Source organism: Gordonia tangerina (assembly GCF_021556435.1).
Classification (GTDB): Bacteria; Actinomycetota; Actinomycetes; order Mycobacteriales; family Mycobacteriaceae; genus Gordonia; species Gordonia tangerina.
In genome coordinates, this window is the sequence record NZ_JAKGCU010000001.1 from 512,790 (window position 1) to 537,009 (window position 24,220).

The 24,220-nt window shown below is 67.1% G+C and carries 20 protein-coding genes and 1 riboswitch; of the genes, 12 read left to right on the forward strand and 8 right to left on the reverse strand.

Translation table 11 applies throughout. The features are described 5' to 3' along the window. The first annotated feature begins 56 nt into the window (after positions 1-56). From L1892_RS02420 to L1892_RS02435, 4 genes are all read left to right on the forward strand, one after another. Positions 57-605 (forward strand): TetR/AcrR family transcriptional regulator, encoded by a 549-nt coding sequence (locus L1892_RS02420; protein ID WP_235721835.1) that lies wholly within the window; start codon positions 57-59, stop codon positions 603-605. A 60-nt stretch (positions 606-665) separates the two neighbouring features. Then, positions 666-2,288 (forward strand): FAD-binding oxidoreductase, encoded by a 1,623-nt coding sequence (locus L1892_RS02425; RefSeq protein WP_235721836.1) that lies wholly within the window; start codon positions 666-668, stop codon positions 2,286-2,288. Between the two features lie 92 nt (positions 2,289-2,380). Then, positions 2,381-4,489: a phosphate acetyltransferase gene (gene pta, locus L1892_RS02430; RefSeq protein ID WP_235721837.1), complete on the forward strand. Its 2,109-nt coding sequence runs from the start codon at positions 2,381-2,383 to the stop codon at positions 4,487-4,489. Then, on the forward strand, positions 4,486-5,697 hold the full coding sequence (locus L1892_RS02435; RefSeq protein ID WP_235721838.1) for an acetate kinase: 1,212 nt from the start codon (positions 4,486-4,488) through the stop codon (positions 5,695-5,697). The genes pta and L1892_RS02435 overlap by 4 nt, the downstream gene beginning before the upstream one ends. A 301-nt stretch (positions 5,698-5,998) precedes the next feature. Here L1892_RS02435 and L1892_RS02440 read toward each other — a convergent pair whose 3' ends face one another. From L1892_RS02440 to L1892_RS02450, 3 genes are all read right to left on the reverse strand, one after another. Continuing rightward, positions 5,999-8,572: a serine/threonine-protein kinase gene (locus L1892_RS02440; protein WP_235721839.1), complete on the reverse strand. Its 2,574-nt coding sequence runs from the start codon at positions 8,570-8,572 to the stop codon at positions 5,999-6,001. A gap of 86 nt (positions 8,573-8,658) precedes the next feature. Further along, positions 8,659-9,666: a transporter substrate-binding domain-containing protein gene (locus L1892_RS02445; protein WP_235721840.1), complete on the reverse strand. Its 1,008-nt coding sequence runs from the start codon at positions 9,664-9,666 to the stop codon at positions 8,659-8,661. Further along, complete coding sequence (locus tag L1892_RS02450) at positions 9,663-11,108, reverse strand: GlnX family signal transduction membrane protein (protein WP_235721841.1); 1,446 nt, start codon at positions 11,106-11,108, stop codon at positions 9,663-9,665. Before L1892_RS02450 ends, L1892_RS02445 begins: the two co-directional genes overlap by 4 nt. Before the next feature lie 423 nt (positions 11,109-11,531). Between L1892_RS02450 and L1892_RS02455 the strand changes: the two genes are divergently transcribed. Then, a complete protein-coding gene (locus L1892_RS02455) occupies positions 11,532-12,014 on the forward strand; it encodes an NUDIX hydrolase (RefSeq protein ID WP_235721842.1) in 483 nt (160 codons plus the stop codon). Positions 12,015-12,068: 54 nt separating this feature from the next. On the opposite strand, the gene L1892_RS02460 is transcribed toward L1892_RS02455, so the two are convergent. Further along, positions 12,069-12,539, reverse strand: coding sequence for a 2-isopropylmalate synthase (locus L1892_RS02460; RefSeq protein WP_308191641.1), 471 nt, complete (start codon positions 12,537-12,539; stop codon positions 12,069-12,071). 184 nt (positions 12,540-12,723) lie between these two features. After that, a complete protein-coding gene (thiE, locus tag L1892_RS02465; protein WP_235721843.1) occupies positions 12,724-13,407 on the reverse strand; it encodes a thiamine phosphate synthase in 684 nt (227 codons plus the stop codon). A gap of 81 nt (positions 13,408-13,488) precedes the next feature. Beyond that, a riboswitch (TPP riboswitch) is annotated at positions 13,489-13,603 on the forward strand. On the opposite strand from thiE, the gene thiO reads away from it, so the two are divergent. The 3 genes from thiO (at position 13,601) to L1892_RS02480 (ending at position 15,730) form a co-directional block, all read left to right on the forward strand. Further along, on the forward strand, positions 13,601-14,710 hold the full coding sequence (gene thiO / locus L1892_RS02470) for a glycine oxidase ThiO (protein ID WP_235722008.1): 1,110 nt from the start codon (positions 13,601-13,603) through the stop codon (positions 14,708-14,710). (Overlaps the previous riboswitch by 3 nt.) Then, positions 14,710-14,907, forward strand: coding sequence for a sulfur carrier protein ThiS (thiS, locus tag L1892_RS02475; RefSeq protein WP_235722009.1), 198 nt, complete (start codon positions 14,710-14,712; stop codon positions 14,905-14,907). Before thiO ends, thiS begins: the two co-directional genes overlap by 1 nt. A gap of 4 nt (positions 14,908-14,911) precedes the next feature. Next, positions 14,912-15,730, forward strand: coding sequence for a thiazole synthase (locus tag L1892_RS02480; protein ID WP_268899811.1), 819 nt, complete (start codon positions 14,912-14,914; stop codon positions 15,728-15,730). 314 nt (positions 15,731-16,044) lie between these two features. Here the strand turns inward: L1892_RS02480 and L1892_RS02485 are convergent, their stop codons facing one another. Both L1892_RS02485 and L1892_RS02490 read right to left on the reverse strand, forming a co-directional pair. Then, positions 16,045-17,292 (reverse strand): HNH endonuclease, encoded by a 1,248-nt coding sequence (locus L1892_RS02485; protein WP_235721844.1) that lies wholly within the window; start codon positions 17,290-17,292, stop codon positions 16,045-16,047. Positions 17,293-17,607: 315 nt separating this feature from the next. Next, the gene (locus tag L1892_RS02490) at positions 17,608-18,792 is read right to left on the reverse strand and encodes an oxygenase MpaB family protein (protein WP_235721845.1); all 1,185 of its coding nucleotides are present in this window, start codon (positions 18,790-18,792) and stop codon (positions 17,608-17,610) included. A gap of 116 nt (positions 18,793-18,908) precedes the next feature. Between L1892_RS02490 and L1892_RS02495 the strand changes: the two genes are divergently transcribed. Then, on the forward strand, positions 18,909-19,493 hold the full coding sequence (locus L1892_RS02495) for a TetR/AcrR family transcriptional regulator (RefSeq protein WP_235721846.1): 585 nt from the start codon (positions 18,909-18,911) through the stop codon (positions 19,491-19,493). Here the strand turns inward: L1892_RS02495 and L1892_RS02500 are convergent. After that, complete coding sequence (locus L1892_RS02500) at positions 19,483-19,770, reverse strand: DUF1330 domain-containing protein (RefSeq protein WP_235721847.1); 288 nt, start codon at positions 19,768-19,770, stop codon at positions 19,483-19,485. The two genes, L1892_RS02495 and L1892_RS02500, sit on opposite strands and share 11 nt — an antisense overlap. Before the next feature lie 49 nt (positions 19,771-19,819). Here L1892_RS02500 and L1892_RS02505 point away from each other — a divergent pair, with 49 nt between their 5' ends. From L1892_RS02505 to L1892_RS02515, 3 genes are all read left to right on the forward strand, one after another. Next, complete coding sequence (locus L1892_RS02505; protein ID WP_235721848.1) at positions 19,820-20,767, forward strand: ABC transporter ATP-binding protein; 948 nt, start codon at positions 19,820-19,822, stop codon at positions 20,765-20,767. Further along, a complete protein-coding gene (locus L1892_RS02510) occupies positions 20,764-21,516 on the forward strand; it encodes an ABC transporter permease (protein WP_235721849.1) in 753 nt (250 codons plus the stop codon). Before L1892_RS02505 ends, L1892_RS02510 begins: the two co-directional genes overlap by 4 nt. Before the next feature lie 84 nt (positions 21,517-21,600). Then, positions 21,601-24,216: a helix-turn-helix transcriptional regulator gene (locus L1892_RS02515; protein WP_235721850.1), complete on the forward strand. Its 2,616-nt coding sequence runs from the start codon at positions 21,601-21,603 to the stop codon at positions 24,214-24,216. Positions 24,217-24,220 lie beyond the last annotated feature (4 nt).

A 24,220-nucleotide genomic window follows, 5' to 3' on the forward strand; every position in this document is an offset into this window, starting at 1 on the left:
CGGTGCCGGTCGCGGTGGCCGCGGACCGCGCGATTCGTCCGATACCGTGATTGCCCATGGAACGGGACCGCATGGTGGACGTCGGCGTGGCGCTGGTGTCGCGATTCGGGGCGAAGGCGCTGAGCCTGACCTCGGTCGCGCGGCAGGCCGGGGTTGCGCGGGCGACGGCGTACCGGATGTTCGGTGGCAAGGATGCGCTGATCGCCGCGATCGTCGAGCGTGAGGTCGTGACCTTGCGGGTCAAACTGCGCGAGTGGGCCGACGCCGAGCCCGATGCGGCCGGCAAGGTGCGTGCGCAGGTGCGCAACGTGCTGCCCTACATCCGTGAGCACGAGGCCCTGCAGTACGTGCTGCGCAACGAACCCGAAGAGGTGGTGCGGGCGCTCGTGGCCACCGAAGCTGCGGCGGGCCCGACACTGATCCACCAGATCGTGGAGCAGACCCTGCCCGATCTGCAGCCCGAGATCGCCGCGCAACTCCGGCCCGACCCGCGCGGGGCCGCCGAGTTCCTGGTCCGCACGATCTACTCGTTGATGCTCATCCCGGACAGTGCGCTCTCCGACGATGACGTCGCCGACCTGGTGGTGCGCGCCATCGTGAGGTGACCGACGCCGCCACCTGAGTGACAGTTACGCTGAATGTGTAACGCACGAGGAGGTGGGCCGATGTCCGACGAACCGAGCTTGTCGAACACATCCGACGACGAGACCGCGCTGCGGGCCGTGACGATGCACCGCCCCCGGTGGGGTGATCCGACCACCCCGGCCGACCTTCCGGCCGCGGCCGCTGCGCTCGCCGGTGCCGATGCGGTCGCCGATACCGGTGTCGACCCCGACGCGGTCGTGCTCGCCGAACCCGTGGTGCCCGAGGCGGTCCGCACCGCGCTGGTGAAACTGCTCGGAGCGTCGAATGTCAGCGCAGACCACCGTGATCGCATCGATCACACCCGTGGATACTCGACAACCGATCTGCTCACGCTGCGCGGCGGTGACGGCAGCGACGCCCCCGATCTGGTCGTCGCACCCGCAAACCACGACGACGTGGTGCGGCTGCTCGAGTTGTGCGCCCACCACCGGGTCGCGGTGGTGCCGTTCACCGGGGGCACCTCGGTGGTGGGCGGTCTCACGCCGCAGCGTGCCGGGTTCGCCGGGGTCGTGTCGGTGGACCTGCACCGGCTCGACCAGCTCGTGGAGGTCGACGAGATCTCCCGCACCGCGACACTGCAGGCCGGCCTGCGTGGCGTGCGCGCCGAAGAATTGCTGCGCGCCAACGGGTTCACCCTCGGGCATTTCCCGCAGTCCTACGCGGGCGCCGGCATCGGCGGGTACGCGGCCACCCGATCGGCCGGTCAGTCGTCGGCCGGCTACGGTCGCTTCGACGAGATGGTGGAGCATCTGGTGCTCGCCACCCCGCGTGGCACCGTCGAGTTCGGCACGGCACCCCGGTCGGCGGCCGGCCCGGACCTGCGCCACCTCGTCCTCGGATCGGAAGGGGCGTTCGGGATCATCACCGAGGTCACCGTCCGCATCCACCCGACACCCACCCGTCGGGTATTCGAGGGCTGGCGCTTCGCCGACTTCGACGCCGGCGCAGCCGCTCTGCGGCGCCTCGCCCAGGACGGGCCGATGCCCACCGTGCTGCGGCTGTCCGACGAGGTGGAGACCGCCATCAACCTCGCCGACCCCGACGACCTCGGCGGCGATACCGGCGGATGTCTGGCGGTCGTCGGCTATGAGGGTGCGGCGGCCGAGGTGGACCGGCGCCGTGACGCGACCACCGAGGTGTTGGGTCAGGCCGGTGGCACCTACGCCGGAACAGAGCCGGGGCAGGCGTGGCGGGCCGGTCGGTTCCGCGCACCGTATCTGCGTGACCCGCTGCTCGACGCCGGCGTGCTGGTGGAGACCCTGGAGACCGTCACCTACTGGTCCCGATTGGCGGAGGTCAAAGCCGCGGTCACCGATGCGGTGACCACCACCCTCGCCGACCTGGGAACCGAGCCGCTGGTGATGTGTCACATCAGCCATGTGTATGCGGCCGGCGCCTCGCTCTACTTCACCGTCGTCTGCCCACAGACAGCGAACCCGATCGAGCAATGGGCAGCGGCGAAAGCGGCTGCCAACACCGCGATCCGCGCTTCCGGTGCCAGCATCACCCATCATCACGGTGTCGGCCGCGACCACCGCGACACCTACCACGACGAGATCGGCACACTCGCGGTCGAGGCGCTGCGCGCGGTCAAACGCACCTTGGACCCCGACGGCGTCTGCAACCCCGGCATCCTGCTCTGACCTGCGAATGCCGACCTCGTGCGTGATCGATCCAACTCGAATTCACCAGCGAGCACTCCCTGTGGTCGCCGGATCGTCGATAGGCTGAGTCCATGGGTGCAGACACCGTCGAGTCGCGCAGCATCTACCTCGCCTCGGCCGAAGGGGACACCGGCAAGTCGACCATCGCGCTCGGGTTGCTGGCGCTGTTGTCGGCGCGTGGCGGGCGGGTCGGTGTGTTCCGTCCCATCTCCCGGGCCAGCGGCGGCGAACGAGACTACATCCTCGATCTGCTGATGGATCGGGACTCGGTGGATCTGCCCTACGAAGACCGTATCGGCGTCACCTACGAGCAGGTGCACGACGACCCGGAAGCGGCGATCGGGGAGATCGTGGCCCGCTTCCACGCCGTCGAGGCGTCCTGCGACACCGTCCTGATCGTCGGGTCCGACTACACCGACGTCGGCAACCCGTCGGAGCTGAGCTACAACGCGCGGATCGCGGCAAACCTCTCGGCGCCGATCATCCTGGCGGTCAAGGCGTCTGGGCGCAGTGCCGTGGAGATGCACGGTCTGGCCGAGCTGCTGCTCACCGAGATCTCCGCCGCGCATGCGACCACGGCGGCGATCGTGGTGAACCGTTGCGAACCGGAGCTGCTCGACGTCACCAATCGTGAGGTCGCCAAGACCGGGGTGCCGACCTGGTGTCTGCCGGAGAACCCGGTGTTGTTCGCCCCCACGATCGGTGAACTCAAAACCGCGCTCGGTGCGCACATGTACAGCGGCGACGAGGCCCTGCTCGACCGGGAGGCCCTCAACGTGATGGCCGGTGGCATGACCGTCGAACACATCCTGGAGCGGCTGACCGACGGGATGGTGGTGATCACGCCCGCCGACCGTTCCGACGTCCTGCTGGCGCTCGTCAACGCCAATACCGCGCAAAGCTTCCCGAGACTGTCGGGAATCATCCTCAACGGCGGTCTGCGGCCGCATCCGATGATCGAGGCGCTCGTGAAAGGCCTCAAACCGACGCTGCCGATCATCGCGTGCGGACATGGCACCTACGAGACGGCGCGCACCGCCGCGCACACCCGGGGGCGGCTCGGTCGAGATTCGGTGCGCAAGATAGATGCGGCCCTGGGGTTGATGGAACGCAACATCGACCCGGAGGCGTTGCTGAAGGTGCTCGACGTGCGGGCGCCATCGGTGGTCACCCCACAGATGTTCGAGTACGGCCTCATCGCCCGCGCGCGGGCGAACCCCAAGCACATCGTGTTGCCCGAGGGTGAAGAGGACCGGATTCTGCGCGCAGCCGGACACCTGTTGCGACGTAGCGTCGCCCGCCTCACCCTGCTCGGCCCACCGGACCGGATACAGACGCGCGCACAGGAACTCGGTGTCGACCTCGACGGTGTGGACGTGATCGATCCCGGATCGTCGGACCTGCTGGATGATTTCGCCGCCCAGTACACCGAGATTCGCAAGCACCGCGGGATGGACGTGGAGCGAGCAGCCGAGATGATGCACGACGTCTCGTATTTCGGCACGATGATGGTACACACCGGAATCGCCGACGGTATGGTGTCCGGGGCGGTGCACACCACCGCACACACGATCCGGCCGGCCTTTGAGATCATCAAGACCAAGCCCGGCGTCAACACGGTCTCCAGCGTGTTCTTCATGTGTCTGGCCGACAAGGTGCTCGCCTACGGCGACTGCGCGGTGGTGCCCGACCCGACGGATCAACAACTCGCCGACATCGCCATCTCGTCGGCGCAGACGGCCGCGCAGTTCGGGATCGAACCCAAGGTGGCGATGCTCTCGTATTCCACCGGTGAGTCCGGCTCCGGCGCCGACGTCGACAAGGTGCGGGTGGCGACCGATCTCGTACGAGAACGAGCGCCGGAGGTCCTGGTGGAAGGTCCCATCCAGTACGACGCCGCGGTGGAACCGAGCGTGGCGGCGACCAAGATGCCGCAGTCGCCGGTGGCCGGGCAGGCCACGGTCCTAGTCTTCCCGGATCTCAACACCGGCAACAACACCTATAAGGCGGTACAACGCAGTGCGGGTGCGGTCGCCATCGGCCCGGTGCTCCAGGGCCTCAACAAACCGATCAACGATCTGTCCCGCGGCGCGCTGGTCTCCGACATCGTGAACACGGTGGCGATCACCGCCATCCAGGCCCAGGGTGAACCCGGGACCGTGACGGAGGGGCCGGCATGAACGCGGGGGCCGCCGGTGCGGTGCTGGTTCTCAACGCCGGTTCGTCGTCGCTGAAATACCAACTGGTGCATCCCGATAGCCAGCAGGTGGTGGCTGACGGCATCGCCGAACGGATCGGTGATAGCGGGTCTTCGATCACCCATGAACAAAACGGTGACGTCGAGACCGTGTCGGCGGAGCTGCCCGACCACCATGCGGCCATCGAGCGGGCGATGCGGTTCTTCACCGATCACGGCACGGATCTACGCAGCGCCGGGTTGCAGGCGGTGGGCCATCGAGTGGTGCACGGGGGACGCACCTTCTTCCGCCCGACCCTGATCGACAACGAGGTGATCGGGGAGATATCGCGAATCTCCAGCCTTGCGCCGCTGCATAATCCAGCCAACCTGATCGGCATCGAGGCAGCTCGGACTTTGTTGCCGGAGGTGCCATCGGTGGCGGTTTTCGACACCGCTTTCTTCCACGACATGCCCGACGCTGCCGCGACCTACGCCATCGACCGCGGCGTTGCGAGCATGCACGCCATTCGTCGTTACGGATTTCACGGCACCAGCCACGAGTACGTCTCGGAGCAGGTGGCCGGGTTCCTCGAACGCCCACTCGAGTCGATCAATCAGATCGTCCTGCATCTGGGCAACGGGGCGTCGGCGTCGGCGATCGCCGGTGGTCGGCCGATGGACACATCGATGGGGATGACCCCGCTCGAGGGATTGGTGATGGGCACCCGCAGCGGTGACGTCGATCCGGGCATCGTGCTGCACCTGCACCGTGTCGCGAAGCTCCGGGTCGATCAGATCGACACGCTGCTCAACAAGCAGTCCGGGCTGAAGGGTTTGTGCGGCGAAAACGACTTCCGGACCATCACCGAGAAGATGGCGCAGGGCGACGAGGCGGCACGACGCGCCTACGATGTCTACATCCATCGCCTGCGCCGCTACATCGGCGCGTACATGATCGAGTTGGGGAAGGTGGACGCAATCACGTTCACGGCCGGTGTCGGTGAGAACGCGGCGAGTGTGCGCGCCGATGCGCTTGCGGGCCTGGAGAACTACGGGATCGTCGTCGACCGCGATCGTAATGCCCTGCGCAGCAAAGATGCCCGGCGGATTTCGCCGGACGATGCCGACGTGTCGGTGCTCGTGGTCCCCACCAACGAGGAACTGGCCATCGCGCGACAGTCCGCGGAAGTCGTCAGCACCCCGCGTTGAGTGGCCGTCCTTTCCCGTCGAGTGGGCGCGGTATCTCGTTTGTTGGGCGCCGTATGTCGTTGACTGGGCGTTGTTTTGGGTCGAGTGGGTGCGTTGTCTGATCTCGATACGCCCTCGGCTAGCGCCTCGGGCTACTCGATCAGCGAGGCGGGGGCTTCACGCTACTCGATGAGCGGGGCGGGGGCTTCGGGCTACTCGAGGAGCGGGGCGGGGGCTTCGGGCTACTCGAGGAGCGGCGGCTTCGGGCTGCTGGATCAGCGGGGCGGGCTTTGGGTTGTTCTATCAGCGAGGGGTGGCGTGTTCAGAAGAGCGTGTCCGGCCGCACGTAGTTCGCGAGGTCGACGAGCATGAACCGGTGATCTCGGTTGGACCGGGTCTGTCGGGCCAGTGCTCGCAGACTGCGTTCGGTGCCGGCCCGCAGGCCCTGCTCGGTGAACGGATATCCCAGCAGCGTGGTCGGTTGAAGGGTGGGATCGGTGTCGGGATTCTCGTGCACCCAGCCCAGGGCGGTGCCGAGCACGATGAGCAGCAGACGCTGCTTGCGGGGTTCGCCCTCGGGCATCACGCCCACTCGTCGCGCGGCTTCGACGACCTGCTGGCGGGTGATCTCGCCGGTGGGTCTGCCGTGCACCAGTGCGATCACCGCCGTCGCGCGTGCGGTGTTGAAATGTCTGCTGGTGGGCGGCACTTCGTCCAGCGGTGCGATGGCCGACGCGACGTCACCGGCGGCCACCGCCAGCCGTGCCAGCCCGAAGGCCGCGGTCACGATCCCGTGGTCGGTGAGCCACAGATCGTGATAGTGGTGGGCGGCGACATCGAATAGTTCGGCTATGCGTGCGTCGTGACTCTCCGACGGCAAACCCTCATCCGACAGCCACCGGCCGATGAGTTCGGCCGTACCGGCCACCGCCAACTTCGGTGCCACCTCGCCGGGCATCGCCTGCAGCACATCGCTGAACCGCTCATAGGCCAGCTCTGGCTCGTCGTTCATCAGCGCGCAGATGGCCAGATACCATTGCACGCGCCACGAATCACCGTGGTGCACCGAGACATCCCGCAACAGAGCGAGGGCGGTGTCGACGTCGTCGAGTTCCAGATGCGCGCGCACCTCGGCGAGATCGATCTCCAGGGACGGGTGTTTGCGCTTGTCGGTGCGGCCGAGCAGTGACGAGAAGCCGTCGGCGCGGGCCGCATGGATGGAGTCCAGGGTCTGGCGCGGATCGGAGAACGCGGCCGAGGTGAGCATGCTCGACGCGGGATCGGCGGGATTGACCAGCGGCAGCGGCAACGCCCGGGCGATGTCGACAGGATCGTAGAACGCGGCCTGTTCGGGATCGAAGAAACCGTCGACCGGTGCCAACATCAGATCGGTACCGAACGTCGAGCGTTGCGGGGTGAACACCGTGGACAGCGATGGGCGCGGCACGCCCGTGTGCACGGCGACGATCTCGCGCAGCACATTGAGGACCTGGGTCGTCATCTCGTCGGTGGAGGCGAACCGGTCGGCAGGGTCTTCGGCCGTAGCTCGTTGCAGCAGAAGGTAATACGACGGATTATCTCGGAACACCGGGGTGTCTTCAGTGGAGGGCAGGCCGTCGAGGTAGCGGCCGTTGCGTTTGGGCATGTCCACGGTGAGCGCCGCGAGGGTGCGACCGATGCTGTAGATGTCGGAGGCCACCTGCGGGCCGGTCCGGACGATCTCGGGGGCCTGGAAACCCGGTGTGCCGTACAGGTGTCCGTACCCGTTGATCGCCGACACCGCACCGAGGTCGATCAGCTTCACCTCGTCGCTGCCGACCATGATGTTCTCGGGTTTGACGTCGTTGTAGACCAGGCCGACGGAGTGCAGGTAACCGACGGCGGGCAGTACCTCCAGCATGTAGGCCATCGCGTGCTCGACGGGCAGCAACCCGGTGCCGCCTTCGTCCTCGGCAGTGATCTGTTTGAGGGTCTGCCCGCCGATGTACTCCATCACGATGTAGCCGAAACGGTCACCGAATTCGTTGACGTGCTCCACGAAGTTGTAGATCTTGACGATGCCGGGGTGGTTCACCGACGCGAGGAACTGTCGTTCGGCGACAGCCACTGCCTGCGCCTCGGAGTCCGACGAATTGAGCAGACCCTTGAGCACGACGGGGCGGTCGGAGACGTTGCGGTCGATGGCCAGATAGATCCAGCCGAGGCCGCCATGTGCGATGGCACCGGCGATCTCGTACTGGTCGGCAACCAGTGTGCCCTGCTCGAGGCCGGGCACGAACGAATACCGCACCCCGCAGTGCGGGCACTCGCCGGTGAGATCGCCCTGACCGGGACCGGAGGTGCGTCCGACCGGTTTTCCACATCGCCAGCACGTGCGTTTGCTCTCCGCGATGACCGGGTGGGTCAGCACCGCATCTGCGGGCTCGATGTCGGTGATCTTGGGCAACTCGACGAGTCCACTGCCCAGACGACGATCGTGCACCATCGATCGGTTGCGCGGCACCAGTCGCCGACCTGAGCCGAGGGCGGAGATAACGTCGGTCGGGATCGTCGGTCCGGACCGTCCCGACACCCGGTCGGTGGGTCCGTCTTCCTGGTCATCTGCGTTCCCAACGTCGGCGTACTGGGTTCCGACGTCGAGATCGCCGAGGGTGGCCTGCTGGGTGCCGACATCGAGATCGTCAACCGACGCCTGCTGGGTGCCGACATCGAGATCGTCAACCGACGCCTGCTGGGTGCCGACGTCGAGATCGGCGGCCGACGCCGCCTGGGTACCCACGTCGGCGGGCTCGTCGTCGCAGAGCTCATCGCGGCTCACCGCCTGCGTGCCCACCTCGGCCCCGCCCGCGTCCGCTGTGGACGCCGGCGCCTGCGGGCGATACTCCTCGTCTGTCATCTCAGCCTGTCATCTCAGCACGTCACCTCGATCGGCCAGTGCCGCTCGGTCGGATGCTCCCCGTCGTCTCCTCATCGGTCATGCCGTCAGTCTCTGTACACCGGTTGTGGCGGTCCGTTACTCGGCCCCAGGATCGACAACCAGCGGTCGTACATCTCTTGCCACTGTCCTGAGCTGCGGAGCTGTTCGAGGACTCCGTTCACGAAACGCACCATGTCGTCTTGGCCCTTCGGGATTCCGACACCGTAGTACTCCACGCCGAGACTAGGCCCCACGAGTTGCACCCACGGGTCCTGTTCGGCGAGGCCGGCGAGGATGGCGTCGTCGGTGCTGACCGCGTCGGCCTGACCCTGTTGCATCATCACCAGGCAATCGGCCCACGTGGTGGTGGTGACCATTCTGACGCGCGGCACGATGGCCTGTATTCGGCCGATGGAGGTGGCGCCCCGGGCGGCGCACACGCGTTTGCCGACGAGTTGCCGAGGTTCGGTGACACCGGAGTTGCGGGTCGACAGAATGCGTTGGTAGGCAACGTAGTAAGGGGTTGAGAACGACACATCCTGCAGCCGGTCACACGTGATGCTCATCGTCTTCACCACCACGTCGACGGAGTGGTCGGCGAGCGCCTGGGTGCGGTCGGCGGAACTGAGCACCCGGAACTCGATGGTGGCTTCGTCGCCGAAGATGGCTTGCGAGATCGCGCGCGCGATGTCGACGTCGAATCCCTGGATGTCGCCGCTGATCGGGTCGCGGAAACTGAACAGATTGCTGCCGATGTCGAGTCCGACGATGAGCCGCCCGCTCTCCAGGATCTCCGCCATCGTGCTGCCCCGCGGCATCTGGCCGGGGGGTGGCATCGCACCGGGGCGCAGGCTCACCGTCGCGTCGCAGTTCTGCGAGGTCGGCACCGGCTCGCGCGGCACATCGGTCTGCGCACCGGGAGGCAGCGGACGTGCTCCGAACGCGACCGGTGGCGGCGATTCCGGTGCGGGGAACCGGGCGCAGCCGGTGGCGGCGGCACCCACCGCCAGGACCAGTACCGCCGACGTCGTCAGCTTCTTGATGCGTACCCGAACCTCGAACCGGTCGATCATCGGTACTCCCGGATACGCGGGATCAGTCCGATCACCACCGCGGCGCCGGCGAACAAGGTCAGTCCGAGGATGCCGGAGCCAGTGAAGCCGAGGACACGTTGGGCGGTGTTGATGTCGTCGCGGAAGGCCTGGCGGGTGGTGGTGATGCTGTCGACGAGCGCGCGGTCGAGGTCGCGGTAGGCCTGCGCGGTGGTGTTGCGCCCGTCGCCCATCGTCATCGTGCGGGCCTGTGCGAAGTCACCTGCCGACATCTGTGCGCGGACCTGCGCATCGAGTTCACGCCAGCGGTCGAGCACATAGTTGGCGTTGTAGATCTGCGCGTCGGTGACGACGCTGGAGTCACCGCGCTCGCGCTCCACCCGGTCGATCAGCCGCTCGATGGCGGCGGTGGTGTCGGTGAATGTGCGGTCCTGATCTTCTTGGTCACCGCGGCGCACCAATGACAGCGTCTCCGCCGACCGCGCCTGCTGGGTGAGAATGCGTGCCGAGGTGAGTTCGCGCAGTGGGGCCGCCCCGTCCACGCGCGCGTTGTTGGTGGCGGCCACCGACATCAAACCGGAGGTCAGCAGCCACACCGTCCCCACGACGACTGCGATCAAGGCCGACAACACACCGACGTTGAATCGACGTCGAGTGCGCCTGACCAGATAGCGGCTGGTGGCCAAGAGCCCGACGACCAAGGCGACCAACGCGATGTACACACCCCACGGTGGCTTCGTCAGCGCACTCTGCGGATCGGCGATTGCCATCGACCGACGCTGGTACAGGCGCTGGGCGGCCGGCAGGATCTTCTCCTGCATCATGTTCGACGCCTCGCCGAGGTACGCCGAGCCGACCGGGTTGCCGAGACGGTTGTTGGTCCGGGCGACTTCCACGAGGCCGCTGTATACCGGGATGCTGATGGCCAGGGTGTTGAGGTCCGAGTCGATCTCGCGAGAGGCGGCCGCGCTGGTGGCTCGCTCGACCTCTTCGGAGGACCCGGCCGCGATGATCAGCGACGACGACGCGGTGGCGAGCGCGTCGGCGTATCGCGTCCGCAACTCCGGCGATTCCAGGCCGCCGGAGATGAACGCCGAGTTGGCCGAGGCATCGGCGATCGACAGTGAACTGTAGAGAACCTGGGAGGCTTCGGCGAGCGGCTCGGTGCGATCGATCATCAGCCGAAGTGTCTGGGTGCGGTCTTCCAACGTTGTCGAGGCGTACAGACCGGTGGCCACACACGAGATCGCGAGCACCACAAGGATCAGGATGAGTTTTCCCGGACTGGTGACCGAGTAGTGGCGCAGCGTCGTCAGCGGCGACTGTGCCCGCTGGCGTGTCGAGGTGACGAGATTGCGGCGGTCGGAGAGCACCTGTCGGATCGGAGGCGCCGTGGGACTGGGCCGGATGGTCCGGCCCGCACGCGTGAGCGCGGTCCTCATGGGCGAGACGTCGCCGGTCACGTCAGGTTCCTTCCGAACTCTCCATATTTCCGGCGTCACTTTCCGATCGTGCCGGTCGCGCCGGCGTCGGGTTCACGGTCTCCACCTTGTCTGTCGCCGCGTGCAGTCCATATGTTTCGTCTCTCGGCAAGAGGCGAAACGCGATGTCCGGCGTTGCGTCGAAAGCTCGAGGACACGGTTCGGACATCTGCCTCAACCCTAGTCCTCGGGTGCGCGCCCGGCTCGACGTGCGGTGCCGTGTCCCCGCACTTCTCGGATTGCGGGCGGATCGGGTCGGCGGGGGAGTCGACCAGAGGCGGATCGGGTCGGCGGAGTGAATTCCACGTTCGCACTCTGGCCAGTACCGGCCGCCTCACATACGGTGGACGACGTCCGGGCCGCACGGTTGGAGAGTCGGGGCGACGACGAGCAGCAGGAGGCAGAGTGCGCGGAGACGGCGACGGTTGGGTGGTCGATCCGGACGGTTCGCGCTACTGGGGCCGCAATGGTGCGGCAGGACTGCTGCTGCGCGCGCCGCTGTCCGACGGGTCCACCGGGATCCTGCTCCAGCACCGGGCGGTGTGGTCGCACCAGGGCGGTACCTGGGGTTTGCCCGGAGGTGCCCGCGACTCTCATGAGAGTGCGATCGACACGGCGATCCGCGAGGCCGACGAGGAAGCCGGTATCGGGGACAGCGCGCTGCGGGTGGTTGCCGCGATCGTCACCCACCAGGCGCCCAGCGGGTGGACGTACACCACGGTGATCGCAGAGGTTGATCAACCGGTGGACACCGTGGCGAACTTCGAGTCCGCTGAGCTGCGCTGGGTGCGCGAGGACGACATCTCCGAGTTGCCGTTGCATCCGGGTTTCGAGAATGCTTGGCCGATGCTGCAGGAACGCATCAACGCTCTCGATCCGCGGAGCTGAGAATCGGGCCCAATTCTGCAGTCGGGCCCAGTTTTGGGATCGGGCCACCGCCGGTCACTGCGTCGGCCGGAGCCGGTTGGCCCCGGCGATGAGTGCGCGGACGTTGGCTTCGTCGGCGGTCTGGCCGGTGCCGTACGCCCAGCATCGGCGGTCGTCGTGTTCGCACAGCAGGAATGTGATGACGGTCCCGGCGACCTCGCGCTGATGGAGTCCGGCGATCTGGACCGGCGCCCCGATGTCGTGCAACATCGACGTCATTGCCCCGATCGGGCCGGCGGCGGTCGCCTGTAACGACATGATCTTGTCGGCGTGGGCGATGGTGGCCTGGCAGGTGACCAGGTCTTCTCGGTCCCGTCGGGTCGACCAGGTGCCCAGCCGGATCGCCCCGGTCGGGGCGTACTCGGCGAGGAAGCCTTCCCAGCTCAGGCCGGTCGCCTCCTCGCGCATGCCGCGTGGCAGCGACTGACCGAACCGAGCCGCGAACGGATCGGTGCGTGGATGTGTTGTGCGTCGGATGGTGTGCATGGAATTCGCCTGTCCGGTCGAGGAGCGACCGACGGGCAGATGCGCAACGACCCCGCAGCGGGGGGTCGGTCAGATTCAGACCCCGCTGCGGCGGGTTACGAGCGCGTTCTGCATGCACAACATGATGGCGACCACGATAGACCGCGCAGTTGCGACGCGGCAACTGCGTTGTCGGCGCAACGTCCTACAGCGCACCACGCAACTGCGTGGCGGCCGTGCGTGGATCGTCGGCGGCGGTGATCGCGCGGACCACCACTGCCCGGCGGGCTCCGGCATCGGTCACCGCAGTGAGCCGGTCGGCGTCGATGCCGCCGATGGCGAACCACGGCTTCTCGGTCGCGACCGCCGCTGCCTGACGGACGAGGCCCAGGCCGGGGGCGGACCGGCCGGGTTTGGTCGGCGTGGGCCAGCACGGCCCGACGCAGAAGTAGTCGACGTCGTCGTCGTCGACCGCTTCGCGTAACTGTGTTGCGTCGTGGGTGGAGATGCCGATCGCGATGTCGGCGCCGGCAATGTGGCGGGCCAGCTTGGCGGGCAGGTCGCCCTGTCCGACGTGCAGGACATCGGCGCGTGACAGTGCGGCGATGTCGGCGCGGTCGTTGACCGCGAGCATCGCGCCGTGCTGGTGGGCGATGGCGCGCATACGTGCCAGGATCTCGAGTTCCTCTCGGGCCTCGAGGGTGCCGAACTGCGCTTCGCCGGGCGAACCCTTGTCCCGTAACTGGACGATGTCGACACCGCCGGCGACTGCAGCGGACACGAAGTCGACGAGATCTCCGCGTTCCCGGCGGGCGTCGGTGCACAGGTAGAGGCGGGCGTCGGCGAGCCGCGCGGTCCGCGCGCTTCGGGTGTCGGTCACGGTGGCCACGCTAGCCGTGGGAGTCGAGACGACTGCGGCCCCGGGTCGCCACCGCCGTGCCAACGCCCAGAACGACGGCGGTAGCCTGGGGTGGAACGACACGGGAGCCCGGGGTGCGCCGGGCTGAGAGTGCGGATCGATCCTCCGCTGACCGTTTGACCTGATCCGGGTAATGCCGGCGAAGGAAGGATGATCGGACGTGATTGCTGACAATTCCGGCTCCGCCACCGGCCTGCTGGCGGTGATCGGTGGCGGTGTCATCGGCTTGACCTGTGCGTTGGCCGCTGCCGACGCCGGTTGGCGGGTTCGGGTGTTTGACGCCGGCGCCGAGCATCGGGCGGCATGGGTGGCGGCGGGCATGCTCGGGTCCCTGGGTGAAGGGCATCCCGGGGAGGACGAGCTGCTGGCATTGTCCACCGAGTCGGTGCGCCGCTGGCCGCAGTTGCTGTCCCGTCTGGGCGGCCACAGCGTTCTGGCAGCCGCCGACTCGCTGTTCGTCGCAGCGTCCTCCGCCGACGCCGAACATCTCGATACTCTCGCCGACTTCGTCTGGGCCCGCCGACCGCGCGCCCAGGACGACCTGCGCCGGGTGGGCCCGACTGAGATACGGCGACTCGAATCGGCCGTGAGCTCCCGGCTGCACAGCGGCTATCTGGCCATCGGTGAGGGCGCGGTGGACAACCGTCGATTGCTCGCCGCGTTGCGGGAGGCGCTTCTGGCGGCCGGTGGTGAGGTGATCGAGCGGCGGATCAGTGATCTCGCCGAGCTGGCCGACGCCGATGACATCCTCGTCGCCGCGGGATTGGGAACGTCCGCGCTGGTGCCGGAGGTGTCGTTGCATGCGGCCAAGGGAGAGATCCTTCGGCTCCGCCGGACCACGTGGTCGGTGCCACCGCCAACGCACGTGGTGCGAGCGCGGATGCACGGTCGGGCGGTGTATCTGGTCCCGCGGCAGGACGGCGTCGTTGTCGGCGCCACTCAGTACGAACCGTTCGACGAGACGGCCTTTGCCCCCGATGTCGGCGGCGTGACGGACCTGCTGTCCGACGCCGTCGACCTCATGCCCGGTCTGCGTACCTACGAGCTGGCCGAGGCCGGTGCCGGCATGCGTCCGTGTTCGGTCGACGGGCTCCCCATCATCCGTCGCATCGATGAGCGGGTGCTGGTTGCCACCGGTCACGGCCGCAACGGAATCCTGTTGGCGCCCTATACGGCTCATGTGGTCCTCGACGTACTCCGCGGCGCTGCAGGCCGGCGCACTGTCGGGGCCACGAACGCGAGCGACGCCATCAACCAAGGAGTGAACAGATGATGACGGTCACCGTCAACGGAGAGGATATGACCCTGCGGCCCGATGCCTCGGTGGCGGAACTGCTGAGGAGTATGGGTCTGCCGGACCGAGGTATCGCCGTCGCAGTCGACGGCGTGGTTGTTCCCCGGGGGAGCTGGAGCACGGCCCTGCATGCGGGTGCCGGTGTCGAAATCGTCACGGCGGTGCAGGGTGGGTAGCGCGATGCGGAATGATCCGACCACGGATACGAATGCCGAATCCGCGCTATACGGGAACGCGAAGGCCACTGACTGTCTGCGGATCGCGGACCGCGAGTTCGCTTCTCGGCTCATCATGGGCACCGGTGGGATCTCCAACCTGGCCGTTCTCGAGCGGGCACTGGTGGCGTCGGGCACCGAGCTGACCACCGTGGCCTTGCGGCGTGTGAGTCCGGACTCGCGTACCGGGATGATCGAGTTGCTGCGCCGCCTCGACATCGCGATCCTGCCCAACACTGCTGGTTGCCATACGACGGCCGAAGCAGTATTGACCGCACAGCTCGCCCGTGAGGCCGTCGAGACCCATTGGGTGAAACTCGAAGTGGTGTCCGATGAACGTACCCTGCTACCCGACCCGATCGAACTGATCGACGCGGCGAGGGCCTTGGTCGACGATGGCTTCGCCGTGTTGGCCTACACCAACGACGATCCGGTTCTTGCCGGGCGGCTGCAGGATCTCGGTGTCGCAGCCGTGATGCCACTCGGGTCACCGATCGGTACCGGATTGGGTATCGCGAATCCGCACAACATCGAGATGATCGTCGCAGATGCACAGGTGCCGGTGGTCCTCGACGCGGGTATCGGCACTGCGAGCGACGCCGCTCTCGCCATGGAAATCGGTTGCGATGCAGTCCTGCTCGCCTCCGCGGTCACGCGCGCTGATGACCCGGAGCGAATGGCCACGGCGATGAGGCACGCGGTGATCGCCGGGCGTCATGCCGCCGGCGCCGGCCGTATCCCGAAGCGCTTCTGGGCTCGGGCGTCCTCGCCGCAACGCGCCTGAATAATACCTCGCGATGTGACGATCATGGCGAAATACATTGGCGTGGAGCCGGTTTCGATACGCGGCGGGCTCGCAGGCTCGCTCGCCGCTACGCAACCAGCGGGTTGGGGCAAACTGCGGTTGGGCAGTGGGCCCGCATGCTGCTCGCCCGGCGTACGGTGTCGCGTATCGCGCACCACATGGGTTGCTGTGCAACCGATGTGGCCGTCGGGTACGCGACACCGTTGCGGCGCCGTTGGTTCACTCTATGGAGTTCTCAAGGGACGGTTGCGGTCCCGACCGGGGCCGGGTGCGTGGGAAGTGGTCAGCGTGGCTCAGGCGGCGGCGGGTAGGTTGTCGAGGTTCATCGTGCGTCGGTTGTAGGCCGGTATCGGCCGACGTGTCGGGTCAACAGCGGCGGGTGGGATGAGCCAGGGATGTCGGTCGTGACCCATGATCACCTCCCACCCGTTGTGGTGGATGTCGGCATGACACGACGGGCACAGCAAACATCCGTTGTCCAACACCGTGATTCCACCATCAGCCCAATGCACGAGGTGATGGCCTTGGCAGCGGGAGGCCGCCACACCGCATTTGATGCAACACTCGTCGCGTTTGTGCAACGCCTTACGGAGATGGGCTGGGAACAGGCGTTTGTCTTTACTCATCTCCATCGGCACCGCCTCACCGTCGACGATCGCGACCGTCGCGGTGGTGTCGCACGTCAACGTGCGCAGCATGGCTTCAGTGATCGACCCCAGGAACGGCAACTCGGCCAAATCAGGAGTATCAGCGGGCACCGACACCAGCAGTCGGTGACGCGGCGCGGACGCCACATCACCACTACGGGCAGCGATATCGAGTAATGCCTCCAACGCGTCGGCGTGGCGGCGCTCCGGGCCGCGGGCATCAGGCGACCCGTCGGGTTCGGGACGCGGTGCCGCCAACTCTTCCATCGCAGCCGAGAATTTTTCGCCGACCTCGGTGTTGAGGTCGGCGCGCACCTGCAGCCGTCCGTCACCATCGACATCGTGGGTGAGCGCATTGAGGTTACGGTCTTCGGAGGCGGGTAGCCCACCGGTGTCCTCAGCGGCCTGGTTACCCAGACGACGGGAACGTTTGCCGATGTCGGCGGGGGTGGCGCCGGAAAAGAATCGGGCGAGAAGTTCGGTCACGATGTTTAGACGCGCCACATCGTCGAGCGGTTCCGCCGATCTTTTCCCGACATGATCGACCCCTTTACCCACCGCGTCGACATGCTCGGCGGAGATCGCCCCATCAGCGGCATGCGCGGCCAGGGTCGGCAGTTTCTCGCGTGCGGCGGCGATCCGGATCAGACGGGTCGCCACCGCCGGCGCGAGCCCCATCACGATCAACAACTCACTGAGTTTGCGGCCGTGATCGCGGGCCACACCCAGTCGATCCAGATGGCCGACCACCGTCGCAGCGTGATGGTCGATCAGATTACGCAGCACGACCAGAGCGGTCATCGCATCGAACGCGGCACGCCCCGACATATCGTCGCCCAAGTGCAGGTCACGAACAGAATCAGTGATGGTGGTGAGATCCCCCGAAGCTCCCATGACTCCACTATGGTCGAACACCAGTTCGACGTCAAGGAGTTTCTTAAAGATAGTGCAGAAGATTTTTGAGCGGGTGGGGTGGTTTCGATACGCGGCGGGCTCGCAGGCTCGCACGCCGCTACTCAACCAGCGGCATGGGCTCGCTCGTCGCTACTCGACATGCGACAGGGAGTGTTGCTGCGGGGCGGGGGTTTCGATACGCGGCAGGCTCGCTCGCCGCTACTCAACAAACGACGGGGGGCGGCGGTGCATGGGCAGCACGCCGCTACTCAACCAGTGGCGGGGGCGGCGGTGCATGGGTCGGCACGCCGCTGATCAACCAACGGGCTGGGGTGCGTTGTCCACCAGTTCGTGGGTGACGCCGTAGGCGGCGCGCATGCGAGTCATCTCGGCGTCTCGGACGCGGTAGCCCCGTTGCGAGATGCGTTGTGGACCACCGCCGATGCGCATTCGGATGTGACCGAATCCTGCCATCACGGGCGCGCCCGCGCGGATGACGTGCTTGAGTCGAGTGTCGGGGATCTGTAACGCATCGGCGTCGGAATCCCCCAGGAACACCCGCTGGAGCGCATGGACCAATCGGGTGGCCGCCGCGCGTCGGGCGGTGGTGGGGCCCGGCAGCGTATTGGCGATCTCTGGGATCAGGTAATCGTCGGTGAGTGCGACCACGAACTCGCGGTCGTGGTCGTCAGGTCCGGGCGAGGTGAGTCGGTAGAGTTCCTCGATCCGGATGTGATCGGACTCGTCGGCCGGATTCAGCTCTGGCTCCATGCCGATCACGTGTCCGACGTAGCGCCATAGGTGATAGACGGCATCGAGGTCGTCGTCGCTGAGCCGAACCCCGAGGCTGTGCATGGCCTCAAGCGCGATGTGGCCGAACTCGGCCATCGTGAACGCCATGTACGGCTGCGGGATCGGCACACCCCACGCCGGCTCGTCCCATTTCCCGGACCGGTACAGGCCGCGACGCACGTGCGCATGGATCATCCGAACCCGGACGGTGTAGGCGAAACCGCCGCCTTCACGACGCATCCCGCCCGGCGTCAGGATCTGACGCATCCACTCGCCGACCTCGACCGACCGGACGGCGGGCATCGACGCGTACCGGCCGGTCTGCACCAACGGCTTGCCTGCGATGCTGTTGCCGGCTCCGCGCAGCAACGACGCTGCGGCCAGTACCACCCCCAGCGCCGCGGTGTGCCGGATCAGTGCGTCGGCAGCGCGGTCGAGCCGGGTGTGATCGACCCAATCGGGCTCGTCGTCCAGGAATTCGAAGAGGTTCCGCAGCGAATCGGGGGCATCGTCGAGGGCGTCGATCCCGTGCTCGAGCGCAGTGCGCACCGCGTCGGTCGTCGACGATCCGGCGAAGTTGTCGTTCGCCACGGCGTCCGCGAGTGCATCGCCTTGCCACATCGCCGACACCCACCGTTCGCCCGCCGCGCCGTAGCGTGCGACGGCGAGGTCGGCGTTCACCAGTTCTCCGGGCGGGTGCAGTTCCACGGCTTCAGTGAAACACGAGGAATCCTCACTTACTATTCACTTTCATGGCCGGTGCCGCGCGACGCTCTCCACCGAGATCCCGACGTGCCCGTCCGCAGCAGAATCGCAGCGTTGAGATGCGCAGACGACTTCTCTCTGGCGCGGTGGAGCTTTTGGTCAGGCGGCCGGGCATCCGTCCCACCACGCAGCAACTCGCCGACCATGCTCACGTCAGTATCGGCACGGTCTACCGCTACTTCGCCGACATCGATGCACTCATCGAGGAGTTGCGTGCGGCCGCGATCCACGACATCACCACGTCGTTGGCCACCGGCGTTGGCCGCGCGATGGACGCGGAACCCATGACCGCGATGGTGACCATCGTCGAGACGTTGACCGCCGCGTTCGAGAAGCACGACCCGGTCCTGCGCGTGTCGTACTCGACCACCGAGGCGGAGTTCGGCGACGCATGGGCAGAGGTCGAAGAACCTCTGGTCCCGCTGGCCCGCATCCTCCCCGCCCGACTGCGACCGGACCTCGAGCCGCATGAACTCGACGATCTGGTGTTCCTCACCATGGGCGCAACCGCCAATCTGTGTCTGCGCATCGCGCTGTTGCGGCCCGACGGGGCCGACCGCGACGAGTTGGTCGCCACCGCGGCCCGGATGTTGCTCGCCGCGGTGCTGCCGCCGGACGCGCCGCCCCGACCAGTCACACGGTGACCGGCCACATCTGTGTCCGCGCCACACATGCCGCGCGGCGATCGGCCATCGACATCCGACGCGGATCGGCCAGGTATGCGTCGGACCCGGCCCGGTCGTCGAACTCGATGACCTGGGTCTCCAACGGATGTGACGGATCGTCGTCGGTGCGGCGGGCCCGCACCAGCACACGACCGCCGTGCGCAGACACCAGCCGCAGCACGTCGTCCTCATAGGCGTGGAGCGCGTCGTCGCAGCCATCGACGGACCACAGCAGGACGACCAACGTGACCGGCACGCCATCACGCTACGCCCGCAAACGCCACCAGATGTCTAAGGTCGAGAGCGTGCTCACAGTCGAGAACTTGACGAAGGTCTTCGGGCCGGTGCGTGCCGTCGACGACCTCACCTTCGAGGTTCGCCCCGGCCTGGTGACCGGTTTCCTGGGACCCAACGGGGCAGGCAAATCCACGACGATGCGGATGATGCTCGGTCTCGACCGCCCCACCGCCGGAACCGCGACCGTAGACGGCCGGCCCTATCGGGAGCTCGACGCCCCGCTGCGCCAGGTCGGCGCACTGCTCGACGCGAGCTGGATTCATCCCAACCGCAGCGCGCGTTCGCATCTGCGCTGGATGGCCGCGTCCAACGGCATCCCGCGGCGGCGGGTGGACGAGGTCCTCGACATGGTGGGCCTCGCGTCGGTGGCCGGCAAACGCGCCGGTGGGTTCTCGCTGGGTATGAAGCAACGCCTCGGCCTGGCGGGAGCGATGCTCGGCGACCCGCACACCCTGCTGTTCGACGAACCGGTCAACGGTCTCGATCCCGAGGGCATCGTCTGGATCCGCGGGTTCATGCGCAATCTGGCCGCACAGGGTCGCACCGTGCTGGTGTCGAGCCACCTACTCACCGAGATGTCCCTGACCGCCGACCACCTTGTGGTGATCGGACAGGGCAAATTGATCGCGGACTGTTCGGTCGCCGAGTTCACCAGCCGGGCATCGAGCAGTGTGCGGGTGCGCAGCCCACAGCTCGACGCCCTGCACCGGGTGTTGGCCGAGGCCGGATTGCGGGTCACCCCCGCCGTGGCTTCCGATGGCCGTCCGGTGCTCGACATCGCCGACGTGGTCACCGATCAGGTCGGCGACATCGCCGCGCATGCCGGAATCGTGCTGCACGAACTCACCGGAGCCACCGCGTCACTCGAAGAGGTGTTCATGACGATGACCGCCGGTGCGGTCCAATATCAGGGTGGCGGGCCGGCCGGCACCGCCGCGCAGGGAGGACCGCGATGATCACGGCGATGGATGCCGAGCGCATCAAACTCACCTCCACGCGCTCGCCCTACTGGTGTGTGGCGATCGTCGCGGTGCTGACCATCGGATTGGCTTTGGTGACCGGGGCCACCACCAGCGGTCCGCTCGCGTCGACACCTGGTGAGGCGGCGTGGACGGCCCTCATCGGCCTCAACTCGTTCGGTGTGTTGGTGTTGATGATCATGGCGGTGCTGGCTGTGACCAGCGAGTACCGGTTTGGCACCATTCGGACCACATTCCAGGCCGTGCCGCGTCGGCCGGTCGTGCTCATCGCCAAGGCCGCGGTTTTCGGTCTGCTGGCGTTACTCGTCAGCGTGCTGCTGGCCATCGTGGGTGTCGCGTTGGCGCGTGTCGTCGGTGGCACGACGGTCGGCATCGAGTTCGGCGACAGTGTGGTGATCCGGCAGATCTGGGGTACCGCCGTGCTCGCGGCGCTCTACGTGGTCATCGGCCTCGGTGTCGGCGCGATCGTCCGTCATACTGCGGGCGCGATCGTCATCGTCCTCATCTGGAACCTGGCGTTGGAATCTATCCTGACCATTCTGCCCAAGATCGGCGACCACATCGCCCCCTTCCTGCCGTTCGCCAACGGCAGCCGGTTCCTCAACGGCGACCTCGCCGGCACCGACTACCACTGGAACGTCTACGGGTCCCTGATCTACTTCGCGGTGTTCGCGGCAGTGATCTTCGCGCTCGGCATCGTCGTCACCGACCGCCGCGACGCCTGAACTGTGTCGTACATCGGTATGTACGCGTACCGTCACCCACCCTGACCTGTGTCCCGACCGAGGCCGTGAGACTAAACTCTCCCCATGTCCTCCGATTGGCCTCTGGTCGAGCGCGAGAAAGAGTTCCGCATCATCGAAGCCGCACTGCGCGGCGAGACGAATGCGTGTGGTGTTGTGCTGACCGGCGATTCGGGTGTCGGTAAGACCACGCTGGCCCGCCACGTCACCGCCGCCCTCGACGGTGGCGTGCGGTGGGTCGCCGGTACCGAATCCGCCCGCAGTATCCCGCTCGGCGTGTTCGCCCATCTCGTCGGCCCGGCGACGTCGAGCGACCCGGTGACCTACCTGGCCGCCGCCCGCGAATCGTTGCTGTCCGACGGCAACGTCGTGATCGGTGTCGACGACGCGCACCTGCTCGACGAACTGTCGGCGACCCTGTTGCATCAGCTCGCCATCGATCGTGCCGTGCACATCGTCGCCACGGTGCGGTCCGGGGAGAGCGTGCCCGACGCCGTCACCTCGCTGTGGAAGGACAATCACCTCACCCGAATCACGCTGTCACCGTTCAGCAAACAGCAGAGCGTCGAACTGATCGAATCGGTGCTGGGTGGTCAGCTCGAAGGTCTGTCGGCGGATCTGATGTGGGAGGCCTCCGGCGGTAACGCGCTGTTCCTGCGCCACCTCGTGGAAGGGGCGCGCCAAGCCGAGACGCTCCGTCAGGTGAATGGGATCTGGCAACTACGTGGACGCGCCGCGATCACCTCCGAGCTGGCGTCGTTGTTGGAAAGCCGGATCGAGCAGCTCGACGACTCGGTGCTCACGGTCCTCAAGTACCTTGCCCTGTGCGAGCCTCTCGACATCGACATCCTCGGTGACCTCGCCGGCGACGAGGCGGTCGAGGAAGCCGAGATCGCCGGACTGGTGCGGATCCTGCGTGACGGCCGCCGACTCAACGTGCAATACAACCATCCGTTGTTCGGTGAGGTCATCCGGCACCGACTGGGCCTGGCCTCGTCGCGTCGGTTGCGCGGCAAACTGGTCAAGGCGTTGCAGACCCGCGGAACCGACACCGCCGCCGAGCGGATCCGGCTGGCCGACCTCGCGCTGGAGAGCGACGTGGGTGTCGATTCCGGGCTCATGAGTGCGGCCGCCCGCGATGCGTTGGCCTTCGCCAACGCCCCGCTGGGTGAGCGTTTCGCCCGCGCGGCCGTCGCCGAGGGCAGCGGCTTCAGCGCCGCCGAGCCGTTGGCACGGTCGTTGATGTGGCAGGGGTATGCGTCCGAGGCCGACGCGGTGCTCGACAGGTTTCGGCCCGAGGACCTCAACGAGATCGAACTCATCTTCTGGGGTGGGCTGCGGTTCGCGACCATCTTCTGGGCCATCGGCGATGCCGATCGCGCCGACGAGGTCCTCGAGATGCTGCAGGACAAGGTCACCGACCCGAACTTGGCCCTGGTGGTCAGGGGTTTCATGTCCGCGTGCGCCGCCTTCGAGAACCGAATCGACGAGGCGATCGCGCTGTCGGAGGAGGTGCTCGACTCGGCGGACCCGTCCCCGTGGGCGGTGGAGTTCGCCGTGCTGGGCGGTGGACTGGCCCGAGCTGTTGCCGGACGCGGGGACGAGGTGGCTGCTCTGGCGGCGCGGGCGCGCGTGGCCGAGACCCAGACCGACGGTCTGCTGCGGTTTCCGGCCGGACTCGGCGAGATCCTCGCACTCACCCTGACCGGTCAACTGGATGAAGCGGCGACCCGCGCCGACCGGTACGTACGGTTCTCCAACATCGGCCAGTACGTGGGTTGGGCGTTGGCTGGAATCCTGGTATCGGTCGTCGAGCTGGCGCGCGGCGACAGCGCATCGGTCGGCCGCCGGATGGAACAGACGCTTGCCACCCTGGACAGTGGCAACGGGGTGGCCGAATCCTGGAACTATCCCGCAATGTTCTACGTGGTGCAGGCGTTCAGCGCGTGCGGGCGGACCGACGACGCCGAGCGTGCCCTGCGTCGGGCGCACACCAAGTACGGCCGCCACATCGCCGTGTTCGGTCCGATGTTGGCGGTCGCGGAGTCGTGGCAGCAGGCCTCGGCCGGTACGGTGTCGCTGGCCGTCGAGACCGCGGTCAAGGCCGCCGACGACGCCCGACGAACCGCGCAGTTCGCTATCGAGGCCGAGGCCTTGCACTCCGCGGCCCGGTTCGGTGATCCGTCCGGCGCGCAGCGACTCCGCGAACTCGCCGGGATGATCGATGGACCGCTCGCGGGACTCTACGCTCGTCACGCCAGCGCGCTGGAGTCGCGTGATGCCGTCGAACTCGACTTGTGTGCAACGGAATTCGAGCGTTTGGGATTTCGGTTGTCGGCGGCCGACGCGGCGGCGCAGGCCAGTGTGCTCCATGAGGCGGAGGGCAGCCGGGCCGCGACGGTGGCGTCGGCGGCGGTGGCCAACCGGTTGGCCGCCGAATGCGGCGGTTTGCGGACACCCGCGCTGGTGGAATCCGCACAACCGTTGCCACTGACCACCCGCGAACGCGAGATCGCCAACCTGGTGGCGGCCGGTCTGTCCAACAAGGAGATCGCGCAACGCCTGACGGTGTCGGTACGCACCGTGGAAGGCCACATCTACCGCGCCTGCACCAAACTCGACGTCGCCGACCGGTCCGAGATCGCCGCGCTGCTGCTCAAGGCGAGCTCCGGCAGCAACTGAGGTC

Coding starts and splice junctions, on each gene's coding strand:
- L1892_RS02420 (WP_235721835.1), top strand. CDS start 57: ATGGAACGGGACCGCATGGTGGACGTCGGCGTGGCGCTGGTGTCGCGA.
- L1892_RS02425 (WP_235721836.1), top strand. CDS start 666: ATGTCCGACGAACCGAGCTTGTCGAACACATCCGACGACGAGACCGCG.
- pta (WP_235721837.1), top strand. CDS start 2,381: ATGGGTGCAGACACCGTCGAGTCGCGCAGCATCTACCTCGCCTCGGCC.
- L1892_RS02435 (WP_235721838.1), top strand. CDS start 4,486: ATGAACGCGGGGGCCGCCGGTGCGGTGCTGGTTCTCAACGCCGGTTCG.
- L1892_RS02440 (WP_235721839.1), bottom strand. CDS start 8,572: ATGACAGACGAGGAGTATCGCCCGCAGGCGCCGGCGTCCACAGCGGAC.
- L1892_RS02445 (WP_235721840.1), bottom strand. CDS start 9,666: ATGATCGACCGGTTCGAGGTTCGGGTACGCATCAAGAAGCTGACGACG.
- L1892_RS02460 (WP_308191641.1), bottom strand. CDS start 12,539: ATGCACACCATCCGACGCACAACACATCCACGCACCGATCCGTTCGCG.
- thiS (WP_235722009.1), top strand. CDS start 14,710: ATGACGGTCACCGTCAACGGAGAGGATATGACCCTGCGGCCCGATGCC.
- L1892_RS02480 (WP_268899811.1), top strand. CDS start 14,912: ATGCGGAATGATCCGACCACGGATACGAATGCCGAATCCGCGCTATAC.
- L1892_RS02485 (WP_235721844.1), bottom strand. CDS start 17,292: ATGGGAGCTTCGGGGGATCTCACCACCATCACTGATTCTGTTCGTGAC.
- L1892_RS02495 (WP_235721846.1), top strand. CDS start 18,909: ATGCGCAGACGACTTCTCTCTGGCGCGGTGGAGCTTTTGGTCAGGCGG.
- L1892_RS02510 (WP_235721849.1), top strand. CDS start 20,764: ATGATCACGGCGATGGATGCCGAGCGCATCAAACTCACCTCCACGCGC.
- L1892_RS02515 (WP_235721850.1), top strand. CDS start 21,601: ATGTCCTCCGATTGGCCTCTGGTCGAGCGCGAGAAAGAGTTCCGCATC.